Origin of the sequence: Rummeliibacillus sp. TYF-LIM-RU47, from assembly GCF_008638315.1 — a bacterium.
Taxonomy (GTDB): domain Bacteria; phylum Bacillota; class Bacilli; order Bacillales_A; family Planococcaceae; genus Rummeliibacillus; species Rummeliibacillus stabekisii.
The window spans coordinates 160624-178024 of the sequence record NZ_VVIR01000003.1 but is presented as its reverse complement, the minus strand read 5'-3'; the positions used below and the strand labels follow the sequence as shown (position 1 = coordinate 178024).

Sequence of the window (17401 nt, the reverse complement as noted above, 5' to 3'; positions counted from 1 at the left end):
CAATAAAGGCGGTTAGTTTAATGAGCTTGACCTTGGAGTGCACTCCAATGATAGGATGTTTTTAGGAGGGATGTAGTAGTGTACATTAAAGAGTTTGCTTCAAAGTATGAGTTAACGACAGATACTGCGCGTTATTATGAGAAGGAAGGTATGATTTTACCTACTCGACTAAACAATGGCTATCGATTTTATGATGAAACATGTGAAAAAAATATTAAATTTATACTTGTACTCAAACAATTAAATTTTTCATTACAGGAAATAAAAATGTTATTGCTATTAGACAATAGTGAACCTTCTAATGAATGTAATGGAAAATCGGTAACATTATTTCAAAGCAAAATTTCTTATCTAGAAAGCCAAATTGAATTTTTCAAGACAGCTGTTCAAGCATTACAAACAGTAGCTGGTTTAATGGAAGAAAGGAAATATATCGAAAATAAAGAGAAGTTGGAAATTTTAGTAGAAGAAATGTATCAAAAATTGGAAGGAGCAATTAAAGAATATGTCCCTTCGTAAATATATATATTTCGAGTATGCAATCGGCTTTATTATCTGTTTTTTACTTTACATACACTTAGAATATTCAATACTGCTATTTATTTTATTTCTATTAGTTCCTGATATAACTATGTTAGGTTATCTCATTAATACAAAAATAGGGTCTATGTTTTATAACCTAGGGCATAGTTTAATTATTCCATTCAGTCTATTCATAATAGCTTTTATCACAGATTCCACTAGTTTGCTGATGATTGTAATTATATGGATTGCTCATATTTCTATGGACCGATCAATTGGCTATGGACTAAAGTATAATGATGCTTTTAAAAACACACATTTACAGAAAATTGATTGATGGCATTTTAGTTTGTGTTATCAAACATTAATAATAAACTACCTTTCCAATTAGAAAGGTGGTTTTATTATATCTAATTCGATTTCAGTACTGGGGCATGCCTGTTAGATCTCGATACTTGTCAGCTACTTCTGCCATTGGCTTTTCTAGGATGTTCAGGCCGCTTTGACTGAGCCACAATTGTAAAACGCAAATAACAAGAAGATGAATTTTGCTTTCAATCAGTCTGAAATTTATTTACAGTTTTAAGTGTTTTTTTATTTTAGTACCTTGCAATATACAGTAGTGTGTAGTAAATTACATTACAGGAGTTATTATTTTTTGTTCAGTACTGTTTAATGTGTAGTAGTACTTACATATACCATAAAGGAGCTGCGGTTTATTGAATGTACAATTTAAGAAAGGCATCTTGGAACTATGCGTGCTTGTGTTGCTTGATAAGAAAGACCGGTATGGCTACGAGCTTGTTCAAGAAATTTCTGATCAGATTGAAATATCGGAAGGGTCCGTTTATCCGCTGTTACGAAGATTGACGAAGGAGGAATACTTTACGACATATTTACAAGAGTCATCAGAAGGGCCACCACGTAAGTATTATAAACTAACCGATAAAGGGCGGGAATATCTTTACGAATTGCTGACAGATTGGAAAGAGTTTTCTAATGGCGTAAATCAATTAATTGAGGAAGGGGTACGCAAATGAACAAAGAGCATTTTTTAAAGCAGTTGGAAAGTTCTCTAAAAAAGCTTTCTTTAGAAGAAAGACAGGATATACTGCAAGATTATGAGGAGTACTTCTCCATAGGAATCGAAAAGGGGAAATCGGAGCAAGAAATCGCAACATCCCTTGGCCAACCAAAAAAAATTGCGAAGGAGCTGCTGGCTTCCTATCATCTTGATATGGTCGAACAAAAGACTTCTGCAAGAAATATTACAAGCGCAGTTTGGGCTGTGATTGGGTTGGGATTCTTCAATTTCCTTATTGTCTTCGCACCTTTTTTAACTTTGGTATGCCTTGTAATTTCAGGGTGGTTAGTTTCTGCAGCATTCATTCTTTCACCACTCGGTATCATAATTAATCTATTTATTGGTCAATTTAGAATAGCTGATATGTTCTTATCGCTTTGTCTTTGTGGGACTGGAATATTCATAGCGATGGGGATGTTTGTTGCGACTAAAGCTATAACTAATGGATTTATTCGTTACTTGAAATATAACATTACTTTTGTGAAAAGAGGGATAAAGTATGAATAAAAAGTTATCAATTCTTGCCCTGCTTTTATTATTAATTGGTGGTGTAGGCAGTTATTTTACATTGTCACAATATTCTCAGGAAGAAATTACGTCAGAGAAAAAGGTAAGTTCTGATTTGTTAGAGGAAATCCAAATTTCCGCTGATAATGCAAGTGTAGAAGTTCTCCCCACTTCGGATACGGAGACTAAAGTACAGCTTGTAACAAAAGGTGTGGACGTTTCTAAGTTGGATTTTACCGCCAAAGTAGAAGGAAAGAAATTGATTATTAGGTTAAAAGATAAAAGGACCTTCTATATTGGATTTAACATACAATCATCTCATTTATACGTATATGTCCCACAAAAGTTGTATCACTCCATTATGATCGATAATGATAATGGAAAAGTAAAAATGTCGGAGCTGAATGTAAAGAATCTGAATGTGCAAACAGATAATGGCCGCATCGAATTAAATAAAATTGAATCAGAAAACGTTGACGTAAGAAGTGCAAATGGCAAGTTAAATCTTAATGAAGTGGAAGGAAATATTAAGGGCTCAGCAAATAATGGTAAAATAGTGCTCGCTACAAAGGATTTAGATAGGAATATACAATTAGAAAGCGACAATGGAAAAATTTCAATTAAAACGGAGAAGGAACCGACTAATACCACTTTTAAAGTATCCTCCGACAATGGGAGTATCAATATTCTCGATAAATATAAGGGGAATACAGTCATTGGAAAGGGCGATAATCTTGTTGATTTAAAATCTAATAATGGCAAAATCGAAGTGGTAAAATAAAATAAAATCTTAATTACGATTATAAAAATGGATTATTCTTTATAAACCCACCAGTACCAATGTGTTGCCACATACACTCCACGCATTGTGAAGCGGTCGCTTGGTTAGAATTAGTTTAATAATTATTATTAATAACTACACTGGAAATAATTTTTCCAGTGTAGTTATTCTTTATACATAATGGTATTTAACATGAGAAATTAATATTTACAAAATCTATGGCTTATTTACATATAGATTGATAATTCTTTAACATTACTGCTGCGATTAAAATTGTAATTAACTGAATTGCCGTTGCAACCTGCATAGTAATGAAATTAAGTAAGTTTAGAACTATTAACACTCAATGTTGCTATAAACTCTAAGTATTAATTCATTCGTTTTTATTGAACTAATGGTGTAGCTTAATTTAATAATCATATTAAGAGTTATCCACAATCGGACCTGAGGGCGGAATTGTAAGGGAGGTAATCTAATGGTTTATCTCGAAATATAAGTTATGCCAAACAAGAGGCAGAAAATGAAGGTAGGGTAAAAGGGATTATCAATATAAAGGGATTAATTGGAGGTAATAGAAAATGGATGTAAGGACACTTTTGTTACAACAATGGGCAAGCTGCTTAGATAAAGAAGAATGGTTTCCAACACTTGAAAAAGTACTAGAGAATATTACTTTGGAACAGGCAATTTGGAAACCCGTTGAAGGGGCACATTCCATTTGGGAATTAGTTTGTCATTTACTTTTCTATGAAAAGAGAATTCTGTTACGTTTTCTTGGTGAAACAGCAAATGAACCAAAGGCAGAAAATAATGATGCTACTTATCGATTACCATCTGAGACCTTTCAAAATTGGAAGAAAACAAAACAAGAATACTTTTCTATTCATCGCGAACTTGAAAAAATACTAGCAAAATCAGAACTACAAGACTTGTATAGACCGATTCCTGATGACAATCCATTAATGCTTGAACTGAAGAGTTTAGCAATGCACAACGCATATCATATTGGGCAAATTGTATTCCTCAGTAAAATGCAAGGAGCCTGGGCAGGGAAACGCAGCTTTTAAAAAGCTTTAATAGCTTTACAGTTATTCCAATACAGGGCGCTTTTCTAGAAACACTATGAAACGACAGCTTATTGGCAGCTGACCCTTTTTAGGATTTATTTAATTGATTTTAGTTTTTGCAGATTAAACTTAAAATAATGCAATAGTATAATATATAAAAATACCATCATGAACTAATTAGAAAAAGAGTAATTTCCATAAAAGAGGGCGTTCATAATAGAAAAGAAAATAGCTAAGACTTTAAAACAAATAGAAGAGGATATTGAAAATGATGATTTGGGGAAAGCAAGGGATAGATTACATGGTTTAATATCAACTTTCCCTAATGAATTAGATCTCCGTAAAATGTTAGGAGACATTTATTTTAAATTAAAGTACCCTGCAATGGCTGGTCGATACTGGTATTTAGAAAAGAATAAGACTCCAAGAATGATAGAAGCGTGTATTGTATTCGAAAACTCCATGGGGAAGGACATTAATAAAATAGCCAGAGCCTTGAAGTATAAAGGTGACATTGAAATTTTAAGAGGACTGGAATTAGACCCAGAACTATTATCAATACAACATAAAGTAAAAGAAAAAATAATAGAAGAATCAGATGAACCAAAAGAAGATAACCATAAACCGGTGATTTTTGGTTGCCTATCCATAATGATTTTAATAATTACTTTAACATTAGTTGGAGTCTATACAGTTTTTAATTGGATATTTTAATATGATTTTTTGTATTTTTTTGTGTTACCCATCTATCTTATATTTGTTAAACGCTTTAATGGGATGTTTACGCTTTTCAAAGATTTCGGTGTCATGGTAAGGAGCTTCTAGGTTCTCCAAATTGAATTGATCATTAACGCATGCTACATATAAGTCATAGCCTTCACCATCATTTGGGAAAAACACATCTTTTTTCTCTCCGTATTGAAGCGCTTGAGTAATTTGATCTTGTAGTCTTTGAAGAGCAGCTCGATTACCAACGATATATGCGTTATCATGCCACATTTGTTGACCATAAATATGTAAAGTTTCTTCTTCTTCAAAATATTTTATTGATGCTTCTATTTGCGCAATCATTTTCAAAGGTTCATCGTCCGTAATAAACATGTCTTGGTGAAACGAAGAAAAGCCCTTTGACTGTAGTTTATCTATAAACCGATTCTTTAAAGCACATTCCTGTACGAATAAATATATTTCTTGATGTACTTCACTCTCATATAAGATAACCTGAATAAACTCTGAATTTCTTTTGAATATAAACTGTTTAAAGTTCGGCAGCGATACTTTTTCTTCCGCTAAGAAAAAGCCTTTTGATGAAATAACGATTCTCGAAAAATGGACATGCTGTTTGCAGCTAGAAGTGTACCAATATAAGTTACTCATATAAGACTCCTTTTTTAGTTGGTTTTATAATACAATGAGAAAAAAAGATTGAAGATCGAATAGTATGAAGAAATTCTTCATTGGATAGGTTTAGTTAGCAATCATTAATTTGTTTGGAATAATTATAAGTTTATTCACTTCAATGGATTTAGTTAGTTCGTCTAATAGCAGCTTAAATACAAGGAAAATCGATAGAAACATAGAAAAGCTCAGAGAATTAGCATGGTTTAATGAGTTATATATAGATGAACGTCATCACAAAAGTTTTTATGTAAATTTAAAAGTAAGAAAGTATCTTCAAAGTCATATTTTCGTTTCACGTCTACAAAATAGTGAAAAAGGGAAGAAAAAATTTATTCATTTGTTAGAAGAGGTAGCACAATTACGCTAAAAAAATAATTTAAAACCGCATTTACTCACATTGATAAACCGTTATAAAAGTAAGTGCGGTTAACGAAAAAATCTTTAAAATGTTAAGAGAATACGTTTTAAAGGTTTTCCTTATTTTCAAAGATACGCGTAGTGGTAGCATCTAAAATCAATTTTATAGGTTGTCCTTCAAGAAATGTTTCAGCGTTTATGTGAAGTAAATGACCTTCCCAATTATTAAATTGAATATAACCTACAGGTATAGAGTTCTCTATAAGTTTAGAATTCTCTCGTTGAACTAATTCATCTATTGATTTAGTGATTGTAAAAATTGTATAGTAGTCTGAAAATAGCGGCTTTCCATCTGGAGAAAAGGTTACATTGGTAATTGAAAGACCCCTTTCGCAGAAGTCAAGTACTTGATAATTTGATAGGGTTTCACAATTAATCTCATATAAAAATGTATCTGTAAGAACATAACAAAATTTGTTTTTAGGAGAAAGGGCGACAGTGTTAGGTTTGCCTTGAAATTGACCATAAAACTCATTGTAATTCTCATCTTCGAATTTCACCCAAGTCCACTCTGCAGTCGAGAAAGGGGCAACAAAAATTTGTTCTGGATATTTTCCTGAAATGGGCTGTTTAGTAATTGTTGCAGATAAAAGCATTTGAATGTCACCTTCTTATATTTAAATTATTCAATCTGTTTATATGTTTTATTATATAGTATTTCTATAGTTATATATTTTTTATTGGCAACTAGTTAAAAGAGGGGAGGGTTCCTTCTTTTAGTCTACTGTCTACCTCAATCATTCCTTCATGTGCCTCTATTAAACTTTTCACAATTGCTTGCCTAAGCCAGTTACCGTTCTGGTGATATTAAAATTGAGCTACCAAGGTATGATAAGAAAACCCATATTATTTGCGATGGTACTATTATACTTTTAACTGTAACGGAAGATGGTAGCATTGTGATTAAATAGAAACATGGAATATTAATATAAGAAAAAAGTAAATTAAAGAATCCCCACTTCTATGGTAAATATCATATCATCATTAGAATGTGAATATTTGCACAGGAAATATAAAAAGAGCATAGCTATTTCAGCTGTGCTCTTTTTTAGCTTAGATATATATTAATCTCTCAATATATTATTTTTCGCCACTCATCGCAACTAGGATTTTTGATTGAGTTTTGTCGTTCGTTAACGTTACGAATCCATTATCAACAATTTCATCTAGTTTAATTTGACTTGTGATGATACCTTGTGGATTTAGTTGACCAGTACTCATTGCATCAATTGTTCTTTGGAAAATTGATGGTGTGTAGACAATGGAAGATAAGATATTTACACCTGTGTTTGTAAGTTGAATTGGATTCCATTCGATTGGTCTTGCAAAAATTGAGACTATCATCATGTTACCACGTGGTTTAGTTACATCAATTGCTTGTTTAAAAGTAGGAGCAACGCCCGCCACTTCAAAGGATACATCCACCCCGTCAGCAGCAATTGTACGAACTGCTTCTACAGGGTCTTCTTTGCCTGAGTTAATAACATGTGTTGCACCTAATTCTTTTGCTTTTTCTAATCGGCTATCAGATAAATCCAATACGATAATTTTGCTTGCACCTGAAGCTTTAGCAGCAATTACTGTAAATAACCCAATTGGTCCAGCACCGAACACTGCAACTGAATCTCCTAAAGTAACGCTTGCATCTTTCACAGCTTGTACAGCAACAGCCATTGGTTCTACTAATGCGCCATCTTGTAATGTTAGGTTTTCTGGTAAACGATGTAACGATGTGACAGGAACATTGGCATATTCCGCAAATCCACCGTCTCCATGCAATCCAATGAAGTTAAACCCATCATAACGATCGACATCTTCATGTTTTTTTCTATATGTTAATGTAGGGTTAATTACTACACGGTCTCCAGATTTAAAGTCAGTCACTTTAGAGCCGACTTCTTCAATAATACCAGCAAATTCATGACCCATTGTGATTGGGGCCATTTCACCTGTTAAGTCAGCTTTCGCATCAACAGGAATGAAGACAGGTCCTTCTTGATACTCATGTAAGTCACTTCCACAAATGCCTGCCCATGCTACTTTTACTTTCACTTCATCTTCTCTTAAAGTTCTTAATTCAACCTCTTCAACTCTAATATCTTTTACACCGTGCCAAACTGCCGCTTTCATATATATTACCCCCATAAATTAATTAAAATGGTGCCATAATATAACATCTTTAATAGCCATTCGGGCCTTTTCGAAATCCGACAATTCTATACACTTAATAAAGGTATAAATGGATTCATGATAGGATTCAAGTAAATTCATTTTCCATTTTGTTTGAGCTGCTACATTTGTAACAAATATAGTTTCTTTAAAGAACCGCAGCATCGCAATATTTCCTGAAACCTCAAAAAACACTTCTAACAAGTGAGCAAATGAAACAACATATTCATAAATATTCTCAGCTGACTTTTTTTGCTTCATCGATTCAAAACGAAGCATTAATTCATTTTGCAAATCGGAATTCCATTTCGGTTCACAACTGGTAAGAGCAAAATTCAAAAGGGAATAAAGGGCTTCCAAATAATCCTTCAATTCCTGATCTGAAATAGTCTTAACTCTTACACCTTTATGTTGTACTTTCTCAACCACACCATCTTTTTGCAAAAGATAAAGAGCCTCTCGGACAGGCGCATGACTTACTTGCAGCTCTTTTGCTATTTCTGCTTCTATCAATCGCTGACCTTGCTCATAATAGCCTGAAAATATGCGGAATAATAATTGTTCAGCTATTTGTTCTGAAATTGTTTTTTTTGAAATTGGATTTTCATTGAACCCCATCAAACCACTCCAATAAATTTAATCCTTTTATTTTAACATAGTTTAATGTATAGAGTAGCTAACTAAGAGTGTTATTGATTATGGATTATAAATTATAGATTATCGATAATCTATGTGTAATACTTTAATATAAAAATTCATTTGTTACAATAAAAATGTTTTGAGACTATTTTTTTGTTAGTTTCATCAATTAATGAGGGACTGTAAATAATGATATGAATTCATTATAAATTCTCATTTACAGTATTTTAAATCTATCTTGATGTGTTTTATAAGCTAAAGAAGTTCACCTTAATCGGATTTGGTTATAGACTTGATATATCTAATGAAAAAATAAGCAGTTTGAGGTTGTGTGAAGGAGACCAATAAAATTCAACAAGGGGTGTTGGAATGAGTAAAGAAAATTTCGAAATACCTGTACGCTGTAAGGGGATTGCAGTGGTTTTATTGAAGATGTTTGGTGAGGAATATAAAGTGCTTTTGCTAAAACGAGCGACTTCTATTTTGAAAGATGCATGGTGTTATATTGGCGGGAGTATTGAAGAAGGCGAGAGTGCTTGGCAATCTGCTTTTAGGGAAATTGAAGAGGAGACTGGGATCACAGAGGTTTTATTATATACTTCAAATAAATTGGATCAATTTTACTCACCTTATGAAAACTATATTTATATGGCACCGGTGTTTGTAGGGTATGTGAATGACGACCAGAAAGTAAACTTAAACTATGAACATAGTGAGTATAAATGGCTAAGTTTTAATGAAGCAATTGAACAGGTCACCTTACCAGGAAACGATGAAGTTCTTACTTTTATTGAAAAGCATTTTGTGAAAAATACTCCCTCTAAGTTATTACGTGTTAGAAATAAGTAGATTCAGAGCGAGATAAGAGAAATTAAATAGTTACTCAACTCGTGTTATGGCTGAACAAACGGATCTATTGTTGGATAAAAATTTTGAGTGATTTCGCCAATACCTTTGAAGGATGATAAGATTATCAATATATTTCAGAAAATTCATAACTTTATTGAAGTGATACTCAGGAAATGGTAGAATTCAAAGACTTCTAGTTTAACGCATAACAAACGAACAAAAGGGGTGTTATTAATGATTAATAATGTAGGCCAAATCATGTTATATGTAGACGACCAAGACAAGGCGAAGGAGTTTTGGACAGAAAAAGTAGGGTTTAGTGTGATTGCAGAGGAAGATAATGGACAAGGTATGAGATGGATTGAGATTGCTCCAAACAAGGAAGCTGAAACAAGCATTATTCTCCATAATAAGGAGCTTATTGCGACAATATCGCCTGAATTACACCTTGGTACACCTTCTTTGATGTTCTTTTCAAATAACTTTGATGGATTATATAACGATTTATCAAACAAACATGTGACAGTCGGCGAAATTGTAAATATGCCTTCAGGTAGAGTATTTAACTTTGCAGATAGTGAAAATAATTACTTTGCTGTAATGGAAAAAAGATAAAAATAAAAGAGCTAGTACGAAGAGTCTGTTGGATAACTCTTTGGTACTAGCTCTTTGTTTAACCTTCTATAGAGTGTTAGTCAATATAAGGACCATATATAGAAATTTCAATTAAACTGTTCGCCATTTCTTCTGGGCTTGTTTCATAATTTTCTTTGATCCAAAAGACGATGCTTTCAACATAAGCACCGGTTACATAAGAGATAATTAAGTCTATCTTTACACGCAGCTTTTTATCCTGTAGCGCGTAATAAATACCTTCTGTTATATATTGTTTCATAATTTCTTTTACGCCATTGATAAAGATCGCATCGGGTTGATAAACAAAGAATGTCTCATATGCAATATGCTTCGCTTGAATATGTTGAAACAACAGCATTAGGTTTTCGGGAATTTCTTTCTTAGGAATCTCAGATAAACGCCTCGGATTTTTAATTGTTAATGCTTTTTTTAATTCAGCTAAAACACTTTCATGGATATCCAAGCGAAGTTCTTGGATGTCTTTGTATAATTTATAAAAGGTAGGCCTAGTCACTTCAGCTGTATCACACAGTTGCTGAATCGTAAACTGGCCTTGTCCTTTTAATTGCAATGTTAAATACGCTTCATGCAATTTTTCTTTTGATTTCAATTGTCTTGGATCTATACGTTTCATTTATTTATCACCCAATACAATTGTATCACGATTTAATTTGGACTAACCACCTATACATTAAAGAGCAGTCCAGCCACCATCAATCACAAGCTCTGCACCTGTCATAAAGCGTGATTCTTCACTCGCTAAGAATACTACTCCATGTGCCACATCTTCAGGGTCGCCGAAGTAAGGTAATTGTGTATGCATTTTATAATATGGCATTGCATCTTCCATTGATGGAGCAGTCATTGGTGTAACGATAATTCCAGGATGTACAGAGTTTACGCGGATTTTGTCTTTACCGTATTCAACTGCAGCGGATTTTGATAATGAACGTAATGCACCTTTTGCTGCTGTGTATGGGCTTGAGCCTGCCATACCTACGATGCCGCCGATAGAAGAGATGTTAATGACAGAACCGCCACCAACTTTTTGCATTTCAGGAATAGTGTATTTCATGCCTAAAACACAACCGTTTAAGTTAATGTCCATTACCCAGTTCCACTCATCCATTTCCATAGTTGCGAAGTTTTTGCTCATCGCAACGCCTGCATTATTAACAAGTACGTCTACTTTTCCGTATAGCTCAACTGTTTTAGCTACAACAGCTTTCCATTCTTCTTCAGAGGCTACATTTTGTTTTATACCAGTGATTTCTCCACCAGCTGCTTTCACATCTGCAACTACTTCATTTAATTTTTCTTCGTTTAAGTCTGTCGCTACTACTTTTGCGCCTTCCTTCGCAAATAAACGAGCTTCTGCTGCACCCATACCATTTGCTGCCCCTGTGATAATCGCTACTTTTCCTTGTAATCTCATTGTCCATACCCTCTTTATTTATATTTTTTTGGATTGTAATAAAGCTAAAGCTCTATACTTTCCTTTCGAAAACTAATTTACATAGTGTAAATTAGTTTTGATTTATGAGATACATTTTAGTGTATCAAGTATAAAAAGTAAATGGTAAATAAAAACAAGTAATCAATCTTTAAATAAAATATAAATCTATTTATTTTAAGAATTAATGAATTTGGTTGGGAACAATGGATTAAAGAAAGTGCTTTATATATTTCATTTAATATTATTTACATATTGTAAATTATTTTTCAGCTCAGATAACACATAGATATGAGCCAGAACAACTTATTGGAAGTCAAGTAGTTGCAGTAGTAAACTTCCCTCCGAGGCGCATAGCCGGTTTTAAATCTGAAGTATTAGTGATTGGCGGTGTGCCAGGAGAAGGTGACGTTGTTCTTTTAAAACCAGATCAACCTGTTAAAAATGGTACGCCGGTTGCTTAAAAGTTCCAATAGAGTACTGCCTATAATTTGTACACATATGGAGCTTGCTTAGTTGTACACACATTCATGGCGATAGCCGGTGATGTTGGTGGTACAGTAACTATAGTGGAAACCGCTCCTCTACAAGCACAACAGGACTTCCCGAAGCCGCATCATGAACAATAGTTTGGAGGAATGTGCATGGAATATATTCAATTGGCTTTAATAATAATTTTATTTCTTATAGCTTTAAATTTATGGACTAAAGTAGATAGTTTGGAAGGTCGCATAAAAGGATTGCAATATACTCTAAAACAGTTAACTAAACAATCGGGATTGCCTGAAAATCCAGTGAATGCTACGCTACGCAAGTTAATAAAAGAAGGTGAAGACATAAAAGCGATTAAAAAGGCGAGAGAAACTTTAGGCCTTTCGCTGTTAGAAGGAAAAGAATATATTGATAAGCTTAAAGAAGAGAATTAATTAATACTATAGGTAACACAGTAACATATACCATATATCTTTTATTGCTAAGTTAAGCCATTCTTGGGCGCATAACATTCTTATCCTATATTTTTTGCTGAAGAGTAGACGTGGAAAAAATCTACTCTTTAGTATTTGTAGTACATTTATGCAATAAATATTAAAGAAAAAGTATCTTTTAAAGAGTGTTAAGGTGGATTGTTGAAGCTGTTTTAAACTATAAAAAAGGCAGGGTTGGAGGTTACTCTTACTCTGCCTTTACAAGTATATGCATGATTTTATTGTACCAAGCTATCAATCTCTGGTTGCAGCTTATTTCGTAAAACATACAGCATAATGGCGCCAACAAGGAATGCGACGGCTTCTGCAATGACTAGTGACCAGACAACGCCATGAAAGCCGTTTGTTTTATTAGCGATAAATAAAACTGGAATCAGTGTGATTCCTTGAATTATTGACATGATGAAAGCAGCTGTTCCTTGAGCCGTTGCTTGGAAAATCCCCGTAAACAAGGTTGTAATGCCTGTAATGAACAAGGATAAAAATGTCACATGCAAAATATAGCTGCCCATATCAATTAATTGCGGGTCATTTGTAAATAGGCCAATTAAGTGATCGGAAATCAAATAGACAATGATGCCGAACATGACGGCTAACGCGATAATCGCTTTAATAGTAAAACCAATCGTTTGCTTCATGCGTAATTTATTCGCTGTAAAAGAGAAGGCAATCAACGGTACTACACCCTCACATAATCCCATCAGAATAAACTCTGGAAATTGTAATAAGCGCGATGATATACCATAAGCCGCTACGGCCTGATCGCCATATTCAACAAGAAAATGGTTCAGGATGAGTGACATGGCACCTAAAAAGATACTCATTATAAAGACGGGAACCCCAATTTTTAATATGTTACTCAGAATCTCTTTGTTCGCTTTAAACCATTTTACGGAGATAGTTAAAAATTGGCTTTTATTACTCAGATGGAAGGCGTAAAATGCACTTGCAACTATATTCGAAATGACAGTAGCAGACGCGACGCCGATTACACCCCAATGCAACACGAAGATGACGAACGCATCGAGAAAGATATTTACAACAACACTGAGAATCATACCGATCATCGAGGTGATAGCTGCACCCTCTGAGCGCACGATATTTTCTAACGTGAAGAATAAAATGACAAAGGGTGAACCAAGAATCATGATCATGACATAGTCCTTAGTGAATTTGAATGATTCAGATGTTGCCCCAAGGCCATGCACAATAGAATTAATGAACGGGAGACCCGCCATGATTACAACAAGCCCGAGGACTAAACTGCTGTAAAAAGCGAAAGATGATACATGCTTTACAGAGTCATATTTTTTCTCTCCAAGTAAGCGGGAGATGAATGTGCCGCTACCCATGCCAATTAAGTTGCCTAGCGCCATAATGAATGCAAATAATGGCAAAGTTAATGCGAGTGCAGTCAACATGGCCGTATCGTGAAGTGTACCTAGAAAGTAGGCATTTAAGATGGAATAGATCACACTCATCGAAGTGCCAAGCATCATCGGCACCGCAAAATGAGCTACAGCTTTTGCGACTGGTGCTTCTTCGAAATAATAGATATTATCTTTATCCATAGTGGATCACTGCTTTCTGTAAGTATTTTGATATCTTAATCTAACGGTGTAAGGTTGAGCCTTACAGTGTTAGATGTTATCATGGGTTTAATAATCTGTAAAGAAAAAACTTACACTGTTAGATAAAAGGGTGGATGATGATGAAAAAACAGCAGCCTCAAATTTCAGAAGATAAAATTTTAGAAACTTCATGGGAGCTTCTTGGGGAAAACGGCATTGAAAAATTCAGCATGAGACGATTGGCCGATCGCTTAGGAATACAGGCACCCTCACTATACTGGTACTTCAAGAGCAAACAGAATCTCTACCAGCGTTTAGCGAATCAGATATCCAAAATCATTTTAGATGAGTTCCATTCAGAAGGGGATTGGAAGGAGCAGCTAACAGAGCTTGCGGTAACTGTGCGAAGTGTGCTGAGCCGATATCCTTGTTCTACTCAGCTCATGATGATGACGCTGCCTCACGAGCCAGACATCATTCGATTTACGAACCGTATGCTACTTTGCGTGGAATCTACTCCGCTTAAACAAGAGCAAAAAATGCAGGTAGTGACTACGCTTGTGAACTTTGTTTTCTACTTCGTGTTAGATGATTATCAACATGAGCGCAATATCTCCGTTATGCTGAAGGAACAGAGTGAGCTTCCGGGAGAGCAGATGATTAATCTTCTTAATTCAATGAGCGATAGCGATGCAGGACTGTTTCGAAGAATGTTCACGAATGGTTTGTTTGAGCTGATGGGGACGGATGAGGCATTTGATTTTGGGTTAAAGCTCATTCTATACGGTGTAGAACGGGTGATAGAGGAGCAAGTGAAGTAATCAAACTACTCTTTTCAAGCGACAAACCAAACTAATAATGCAGTTCCTACAGAGTGTGAAGGAACTGCATTCATCCTTAAGGAAAATGTACATGGCTAAAGGGGGATGGAGATGAAGAACAAATTTTCAATAGGTGAAATGGCGAAGCTTCATAATACGACCATCAAAACCTTGAGATACTATGATGAAATTGGGTTGTTGAAGCCGATTCAAACTGATTCGCACAACGGGTATAGATATTATTCAACCGAACAATTTGAGCAACTCAACACCATCCATTATTTAAAGCAGTTAGGTTTTTCTTTAAAAGAAATCAGTAAACATTTGGAGCATCGAGATATTGATGGATTTCTGGAATTGCTGCAGAAACAGAAACAACTAACGGAAATGAAAATAAAAGAGTTAGAACGAATAAACCGTAAATTTGAAACCCGAATAGAAGAGATCTATTCAGCAAGAGAGGTAAAGGAAATGGAAGTTGCTTCGATAAAGCATATAAAAGAGAGAAAAGTCGTAAGGTTAATGGAGAAGATTCAGTCGGAGCCAGAGTTAGAAGTATCCTTACGCCAATTAGAGAACATAGCCAATATGAATTCTTCTATATTTATCGGCGGTGTAGGGCTCACAGTGAGTCTCGATCATATTAAAAATAACAAATTCGATGTATATAACTCCATATTTATTCTTAGGGAAGAAGATAAGCAAAATTTATTAGAGACCACACTCCCTGAAGGGCAGTATGCATGCATCTATTACAGGGGGAATCACAGCGATTCTCCCCATTATTACAACATCCTGTTGAATTACATACAAGACCAGCGTTTTCCTATTATAGGTGATGCAATAGAAAGAACTATCATTGACCATTTTATTTCGGGAAGTAAAGAGGACTACCTGACAGAAATTCAAATTCCAATAAAGTATTGACCCTTCCCTTACAGGAGGGTTTATATTTTGGGTAAGAACATAGAGATAAGGAGAAGGAATATGTACGGTACAATCTTTAATACACTCATGATAATCATCGGAAGCTTTGTGGGAAGTGTCTTTAAGAAGGGAATCAAGGATGAATATCATACGATTCTGATGCAGGCCATGGGGTTAGTTGCCATGGGATTAGGCATCAATGCCATCGTGCAACATTTGCCTTCCAGCCAATACCCCGTGCTTTTTATTGTTAGTTTAGCGATAGGGGGATTGCTCGGCCAAAGACTTGATTTAGAAGGGAGATTCAATGCTTTAGTAAATAAATATTCTAAGGGCAATTTAGCTGAAGGGTTATCAACTGCCATCTTATTATTTTGTATTGGTACATTGTCTATAATTGGCCCTATAGAGGCTGCATTAAAGGGCAATTATACATACCTGCTTGCGAATGGAATGCTGGATGGGATCACGTCGATTGTTTTAGCCTCTACATTTGGAATAGGGATCGCTTTTGCAGGGATTGTTTTATTTCTATGGCAAGGATCTATTTATTTCATCGCGTTGTTAATGGAAAGCACCATTAATAATAGTCTTCTGAATGAAGTAACAATTGTAGGTGGTTTCTTAATTTTGGCTTCTGGTTTAAGCATTTTGGGCATTAAGAAATTTAATACGTTAAATCTGTTGCCATCACTACTGATTCCACCGTTTCTATTTTTAATTATACATTTTGTGCATTTGTAATAAGATTAATCGACGTAGTAAACTTTCGAATTTAAAACGTCTAGACAATTCAACCTTCCACCATATGCACAGCCACCATCAATTCCAATAATGCGATTATCTCCAAAATAAACATCGTTGCTTTCGTGCAAATAATTGGTTGGTGTATGTCCAAACACAACAGTCTTGTCGCCGTTATATCCGTTATGGAATTCCTCGCGAATCCATACTAATGTATAAGGTTCTGTTGACTCTATTGGTGTTTCAGGGTGAACCCCTGCATGAACAAAAATATGGGTGTCTGTTTCATAGTAGTATGGAAATTCTTTTAATATTTCAATGTGTTTGCGGATGTCATCGTTTAATTTAATGGGCTCAGGCATTTCAGTAGTCGTATACCAATATTCTGCATTGTCTTTTTCAATCGTATATCCATAGTTTTGAAGGGTTTTTATGCCACCGTTATAAAGCCATCTTTTCAAATGCATCGGATTACCATCAAAAGCATCCATCATCATCATTTCATGATTGCCAATTAAAGCAATGGCGCCCTCGCTCTTTAACTGAATCACTTTATCCAAAACGGCTCTCGAATGAGGGCCTCGATCTACATAATCACCTAATAACAGCAATTGATCTAGGTTTTTGTCATATTGTACAAGCTCTAAGAGTCGCTCGAATTTCTCTAAATCCCCATGAATATCACTTATAGCTAGGATTCTTTTCAAAACACACATCTCCTTTTAACTGTTAAAATGGTTTATTTTAATAGTAACAAATCTATTTTTACTTTTATACTAGTTTTGTAAAAATTCAATCAATATGGTTCTAAAATGAAATAGCTTTAT

At 34.6% G+C, this 17401-nt stretch carries 22 protein-coding genes and 1 pseudogene; 15 read left to right on the top strand and 8 right to left on the bottom strand.

All coding sequences use genetic code 11. The features are described from left to right. The first annotated feature begins 78 nt into the window (after positions 1 to 78). From F0527_RS13500 to F0527_RS13470, 7 genes are all read left to right on the top strand, one after another. Positions 79 to 519, top strand: coding sequence for a MerR family transcriptional regulator (locus tag F0527_RS13500; RefSeq protein WP_150285259.1), 441 nt, complete (start codon positions 79 to 81; stop codon positions 517 to 519). Then, positions 506 to 859 (top strand): DUF4260 domain-containing protein, encoded by a 354-nt coding sequence (locus F0527_RS13495; protein WP_150285258.1) that lies wholly within the window; start codon positions 506 to 508, stop codon positions 857 to 859. The genes F0527_RS13500 and F0527_RS13495 overlap by 14 nt, the downstream gene beginning before the upstream one ends. A 382-nt stretch (positions 860 to 1241) precedes the next feature. Further along, the gene (locus F0527_RS13490; RefSeq protein ID WP_066790021.1) at positions 1242 to 1562 is read left to right on the top strand and encodes a PadR family transcriptional regulator; all 321 of its coding nucleotides are present in this window, start codon (positions 1242 to 1244) and stop codon (positions 1560 to 1562) included. Further along, positions 1559 to 2113: a DUF1700 domain-containing protein gene (locus tag F0527_RS13485; RefSeq protein ID WP_150285257.1), complete on the top strand. Its 555-nt coding sequence runs from the start codon at positions 1559 to 1561 to the stop codon at positions 2111 to 2113. The genes F0527_RS13490 and F0527_RS13485 overlap by 4 nt, the downstream gene beginning before the upstream one ends. Beyond that, positions 2106 to 2894: a DUF4097 family beta strand repeat-containing protein gene (locus tag F0527_RS13480; RefSeq protein ID WP_150285256.1), complete on the top strand. Its 789-nt coding sequence runs from the start codon at positions 2106 to 2108 to the stop codon at positions 2892 to 2894. The genes F0527_RS13485 and F0527_RS13480 overlap by 8 nt, the downstream gene beginning before the upstream one ends. A 578-nt stretch (positions 2895 to 3472) precedes the next feature. After that, the gene (locus F0527_RS13475; protein WP_150285255.1) at positions 3473 to 3961 is read left to right on the top strand and encodes a DinB family protein; all 489 of its coding nucleotides are present in this window, start codon (positions 3473 to 3475) and stop codon (positions 3959 to 3961) included. 213 nt (positions 3962 to 4174) lie between these two features. Further along, on the top strand, positions 4175 to 4675 hold the full coding sequence (locus tag F0527_RS13470) for a DUF6584 family protein (protein WP_370454689.1): 501 nt from the start codon (positions 4175 to 4177) through the stop codon (positions 4673 to 4675). A 24-nt stretch (positions 4676 to 4699) separates the two neighbouring features. Here F0527_RS13470 and F0527_RS13465 read toward each other — a convergent pair whose 3' ends face one another. The 4 genes from F0527_RS13465 to F0527_RS13445 form a co-directional block, all read right to left on the bottom strand. Continuing rightward, positions 4700 to 5338 (bottom strand): hypothetical protein, encoded by a 639-nt coding sequence (locus F0527_RS13465; RefSeq protein WP_150285253.1) that lies wholly within the window; start codon positions 5336 to 5338, stop codon positions 4700 to 4702. A gap of 488 nt (positions 5339 to 5826) precedes the next feature. Beyond that, positions 5827 to 6375, bottom strand: a complete 549-nt coding sequence (locus F0527_RS13455) for a hypothetical protein (RefSeq protein ID WP_150285252.1) — start codon at positions 6373 to 6375, stop codon at positions 5827 to 5829. A gap of 484 nt (positions 6376 to 6859) precedes the next feature. Further along, a complete protein-coding gene (locus F0527_RS13450; protein WP_150285251.1) occupies positions 6860 to 7909 on the bottom strand; it encodes a 2,3-butanediol dehydrogenase in 1050 nt (349 codons plus the stop codon). Positions 7910 to 7927: 18 nt separating this feature from the next. Continuing rightward, complete coding sequence (locus F0527_RS13445) at positions 7928 to 8566, bottom strand: GntR family transcriptional regulator (protein WP_150285250.1); 639 nt, start codon at positions 8564 to 8566, stop codon at positions 7928 to 7930. A 390-nt stretch (positions 8567 to 8956) separates the two neighbouring features. Here F0527_RS13445 and F0527_RS13440 point away from each other — a divergent pair, with 390 nt between their 5' ends. Further along, complete coding sequence (locus F0527_RS13440) at positions 8957 to 9436, top strand: NUDIX domain-containing protein (RefSeq protein ID WP_150285249.1); 480 nt, start codon at positions 8957 to 8959, stop codon at positions 9434 to 9436. Positions 9437 to 9670: 234 nt separating this feature from the next. Beyond that, positions 9671 to 10051 (top strand): VOC family protein, encoded by a 381-nt coding sequence (locus tag F0527_RS13435; protein WP_150285248.1) that lies wholly within the window; start codon positions 9671 to 9673, stop codon positions 10049 to 10051. A 76-nt stretch (positions 10052 to 10127) separates the two neighbouring features. Here F0527_RS13435 and F0527_RS13430 read toward each other — a convergent pair whose 3' ends face one another. Continuing rightward, positions 10128 to 10706 (bottom strand): TetR/AcrR family transcriptional regulator, encoded by a 579-nt coding sequence (locus tag F0527_RS13430; RefSeq protein ID WP_150285247.1) that lies wholly within the window; start codon positions 10704 to 10706, stop codon positions 10128 to 10130. Between the two features lie 57 nt (positions 10707 to 10763). After that, positions 10764 to 11507 (bottom strand): SDR family NAD(P)-dependent oxidoreductase, encoded by a 744-nt coding sequence (locus F0527_RS13425; protein ID WP_150285246.1) that lies wholly within the window; start codon positions 11505 to 11507, stop codon positions 10764 to 10766. 287 nt (positions 11508 to 11794) lie between these two features. On the opposite strand from F0527_RS13425, the pseudogene F0527_RS13420 reads away from it, so the two are divergent. From F0527_RS13420 to F0527_RS13415, 3 genes and pseudogenes are all read left to right on the top strand, one after another. Beyond that, positions 11795 to 11989, top strand: a pseudogene (locus tag F0527_RS13420) (tRNA-binding protein); the annotation flags it as partial. A gap of 27 nt (positions 11990 to 12016) precedes the next feature. Next, positions 12017 to 12154, top strand: coding sequence for a hypothetical protein (locus F0527_RS17135; protein ID WP_190323499.1), 138 nt, complete (start codon positions 12017 to 12019; stop codon positions 12152 to 12154). A 15-nt stretch (positions 12155 to 12169) separates the two neighbouring features. Further along, the gene (locus F0527_RS13415) at positions 12170 to 12451 is read left to right on the top strand and encodes a hypothetical protein (RefSeq protein ID WP_150285245.1); all 282 of its coding nucleotides are present in this window, start codon (positions 12170 to 12172) and stop codon (positions 12449 to 12451) included. Between the two features lie 278 nt (positions 12452 to 12729). Here F0527_RS13415 and F0527_RS13410 read toward each other — a convergent pair whose 3' ends face one another. Continuing rightward, on the bottom strand, positions 12730 to 14082 hold the full coding sequence (locus F0527_RS13410) for an MATE family efflux transporter (protein WP_150285244.1): 1353 nt from the start codon (positions 14080 to 14082) through the stop codon (positions 12730 to 12732). 140 nt (positions 14083 to 14222) lie between these two features. Here F0527_RS13410 and F0527_RS13405 point away from each other — a divergent pair, with 140 nt between their 5' ends. From F0527_RS13405 to F0527_RS13395, 3 genes are all read left to right on the top strand, one after another. Next, the gene (locus tag F0527_RS13405; protein ID WP_150285243.1) at positions 14223 to 14903 is read left to right on the top strand and encodes a TetR/AcrR family transcriptional regulator; all 681 of its coding nucleotides are present in this window, start codon (positions 14223 to 14225) and stop codon (positions 14901 to 14903) included. Positions 14904 to 15014: 111 nt separating this feature from the next. After that, positions 15015 to 15830: a MerR family transcriptional regulator gene (locus tag F0527_RS13400; RefSeq protein WP_150285242.1), complete on the top strand. Its 816-nt coding sequence runs from the start codon at positions 15015 to 15017 to the stop codon at positions 15828 to 15830. Positions 15831 to 15890: 60 nt separating this feature from the next. Further along, positions 15891 to 16574 (top strand): DUF554 domain-containing protein, encoded by a 684-nt coding sequence (locus tag F0527_RS13395; RefSeq protein ID WP_150285241.1) that lies wholly within the window; start codon positions 15891 to 15893, stop codon positions 16572 to 16574. Positions 16575 to 16579: 5 nt separating this feature from the next. Here the strand turns inward: F0527_RS13395 and F0527_RS13390 are convergent, their stop codons facing one another. Further along, on the bottom strand, positions 16580 to 17281 hold the full coding sequence (locus tag F0527_RS13390; protein WP_150285240.1) for a metallophosphoesterase family protein: 702 nt from the start codon (positions 17279 to 17281) through the stop codon (positions 16580 to 16582). Positions 17282 to 17401 lie beyond the last annotated feature (120 nt).

Excerpts from the sequence above, each read along its gene's own strand:
- F0527_RS13465 (WP_150285253.1), bottom strand. The coding sequence starts at position 5,338 with ATGAGTAACTTATATTGGTACACTTCTAGCTGCAAACAGCATGTCCAT.
- F0527_RS13400 (WP_150285242.1), top strand. The coding sequence starts at position 15,015 with ATGAAGAACAAATTTTCAATAGGTGAAATGGCGAAGCTTCATAATACG.
- F0527_RS13445 (WP_150285250.1), bottom strand. The coding sequence starts at position 8,566 with ATGGGGTTCAATGAAAATCCAATTTCAAAAAAAACAATTTCAGAACAA.
- F0527_RS13430 (WP_150285247.1), bottom strand. The coding sequence starts at position 10,706 with ATGAAACGTATAGATCCAAGACAATTGAAATCAAAAGAAAAATTGCAT.
- F0527_RS13410 (WP_150285244.1), bottom strand. The coding sequence starts at position 14,082 with ATGGATAAAGATAATATCTATTATTTCGAAGAAGCACCAGTCGCAAAA.
- F0527_RS13450 (WP_150285251.1), bottom strand. The coding sequence starts at position 7,909 with ATGAAAGCGGCAGTTTGGCACGGTGTAAAAGATATTAGAGTTGAAGAG.
- F0527_RS13425 (WP_150285246.1), bottom strand. The coding sequence starts at position 11,507 with ATGAGATTACAAGGAAAAGTAGCGATTATCACAGGGGCAGCAAATGGT.
- F0527_RS13455 (WP_150285252.1), bottom strand. The coding sequence starts at position 6,375 with ATGCTTTTATCTGCAACAATTACTAAACAGCCCATTTCAGGAAAATAT.
- F0527_RS13485 (WP_150285257.1), top strand. The coding sequence starts at position 1,559 with ATGAACAAAGAGCATTTTTTAAAGCAGTTGGAAAGTTCTCTAAAAAAG.
- F0527_RS13415 (WP_150285245.1), top strand. The coding sequence starts at position 12,170 with ATGGAATATATTCAATTGGCTTTAATAATAATTTTATTTCTTATAGCT.
- F0527_RS13405 (WP_150285243.1), top strand. The coding sequence starts at position 14,223 with ATGAAAAAACAGCAGCCTCAAATTTCAGAAGATAAAATTTTAGAAACT.
- F0527_RS13480 (WP_150285256.1), top strand. The coding sequence starts at position 2,106 with ATGAATAAAAAGTTATCAATTCTTGCCCTGCTTTTATTATTAATTGGT.
- F0527_RS13475 (WP_150285255.1), top strand. The coding sequence starts at position 3,473 with ATGGATGTAAGGACACTTTTGTTACAACAATGGGCAAGCTGCTTAGAT.
- F0527_RS13495 (WP_150285258.1), top strand. The coding sequence starts at position 506 with ATGTCCCTTCGTAAATATATATATTTCGAGTATGCAATCGGCTTTATT.
- F0527_RS13435 (WP_150285248.1), top strand. The coding sequence starts at position 9,671 with ATGATTAATAATGTAGGCCAAATCATGTTATATGTAGACGACCAAGAC.
- F0527_RS13440 (WP_150285249.1), top strand. The coding sequence starts at position 8,957 with ATGAGTAAAGAAAATTTCGAAATACCTGTACGCTGTAAGGGGATTGCA.
- F0527_RS13395 (WP_150285241.1), top strand. The coding sequence starts at position 15,891 with ATGTACGGTACAATCTTTAATACACTCATGATAATCATCGGAAGCTTT.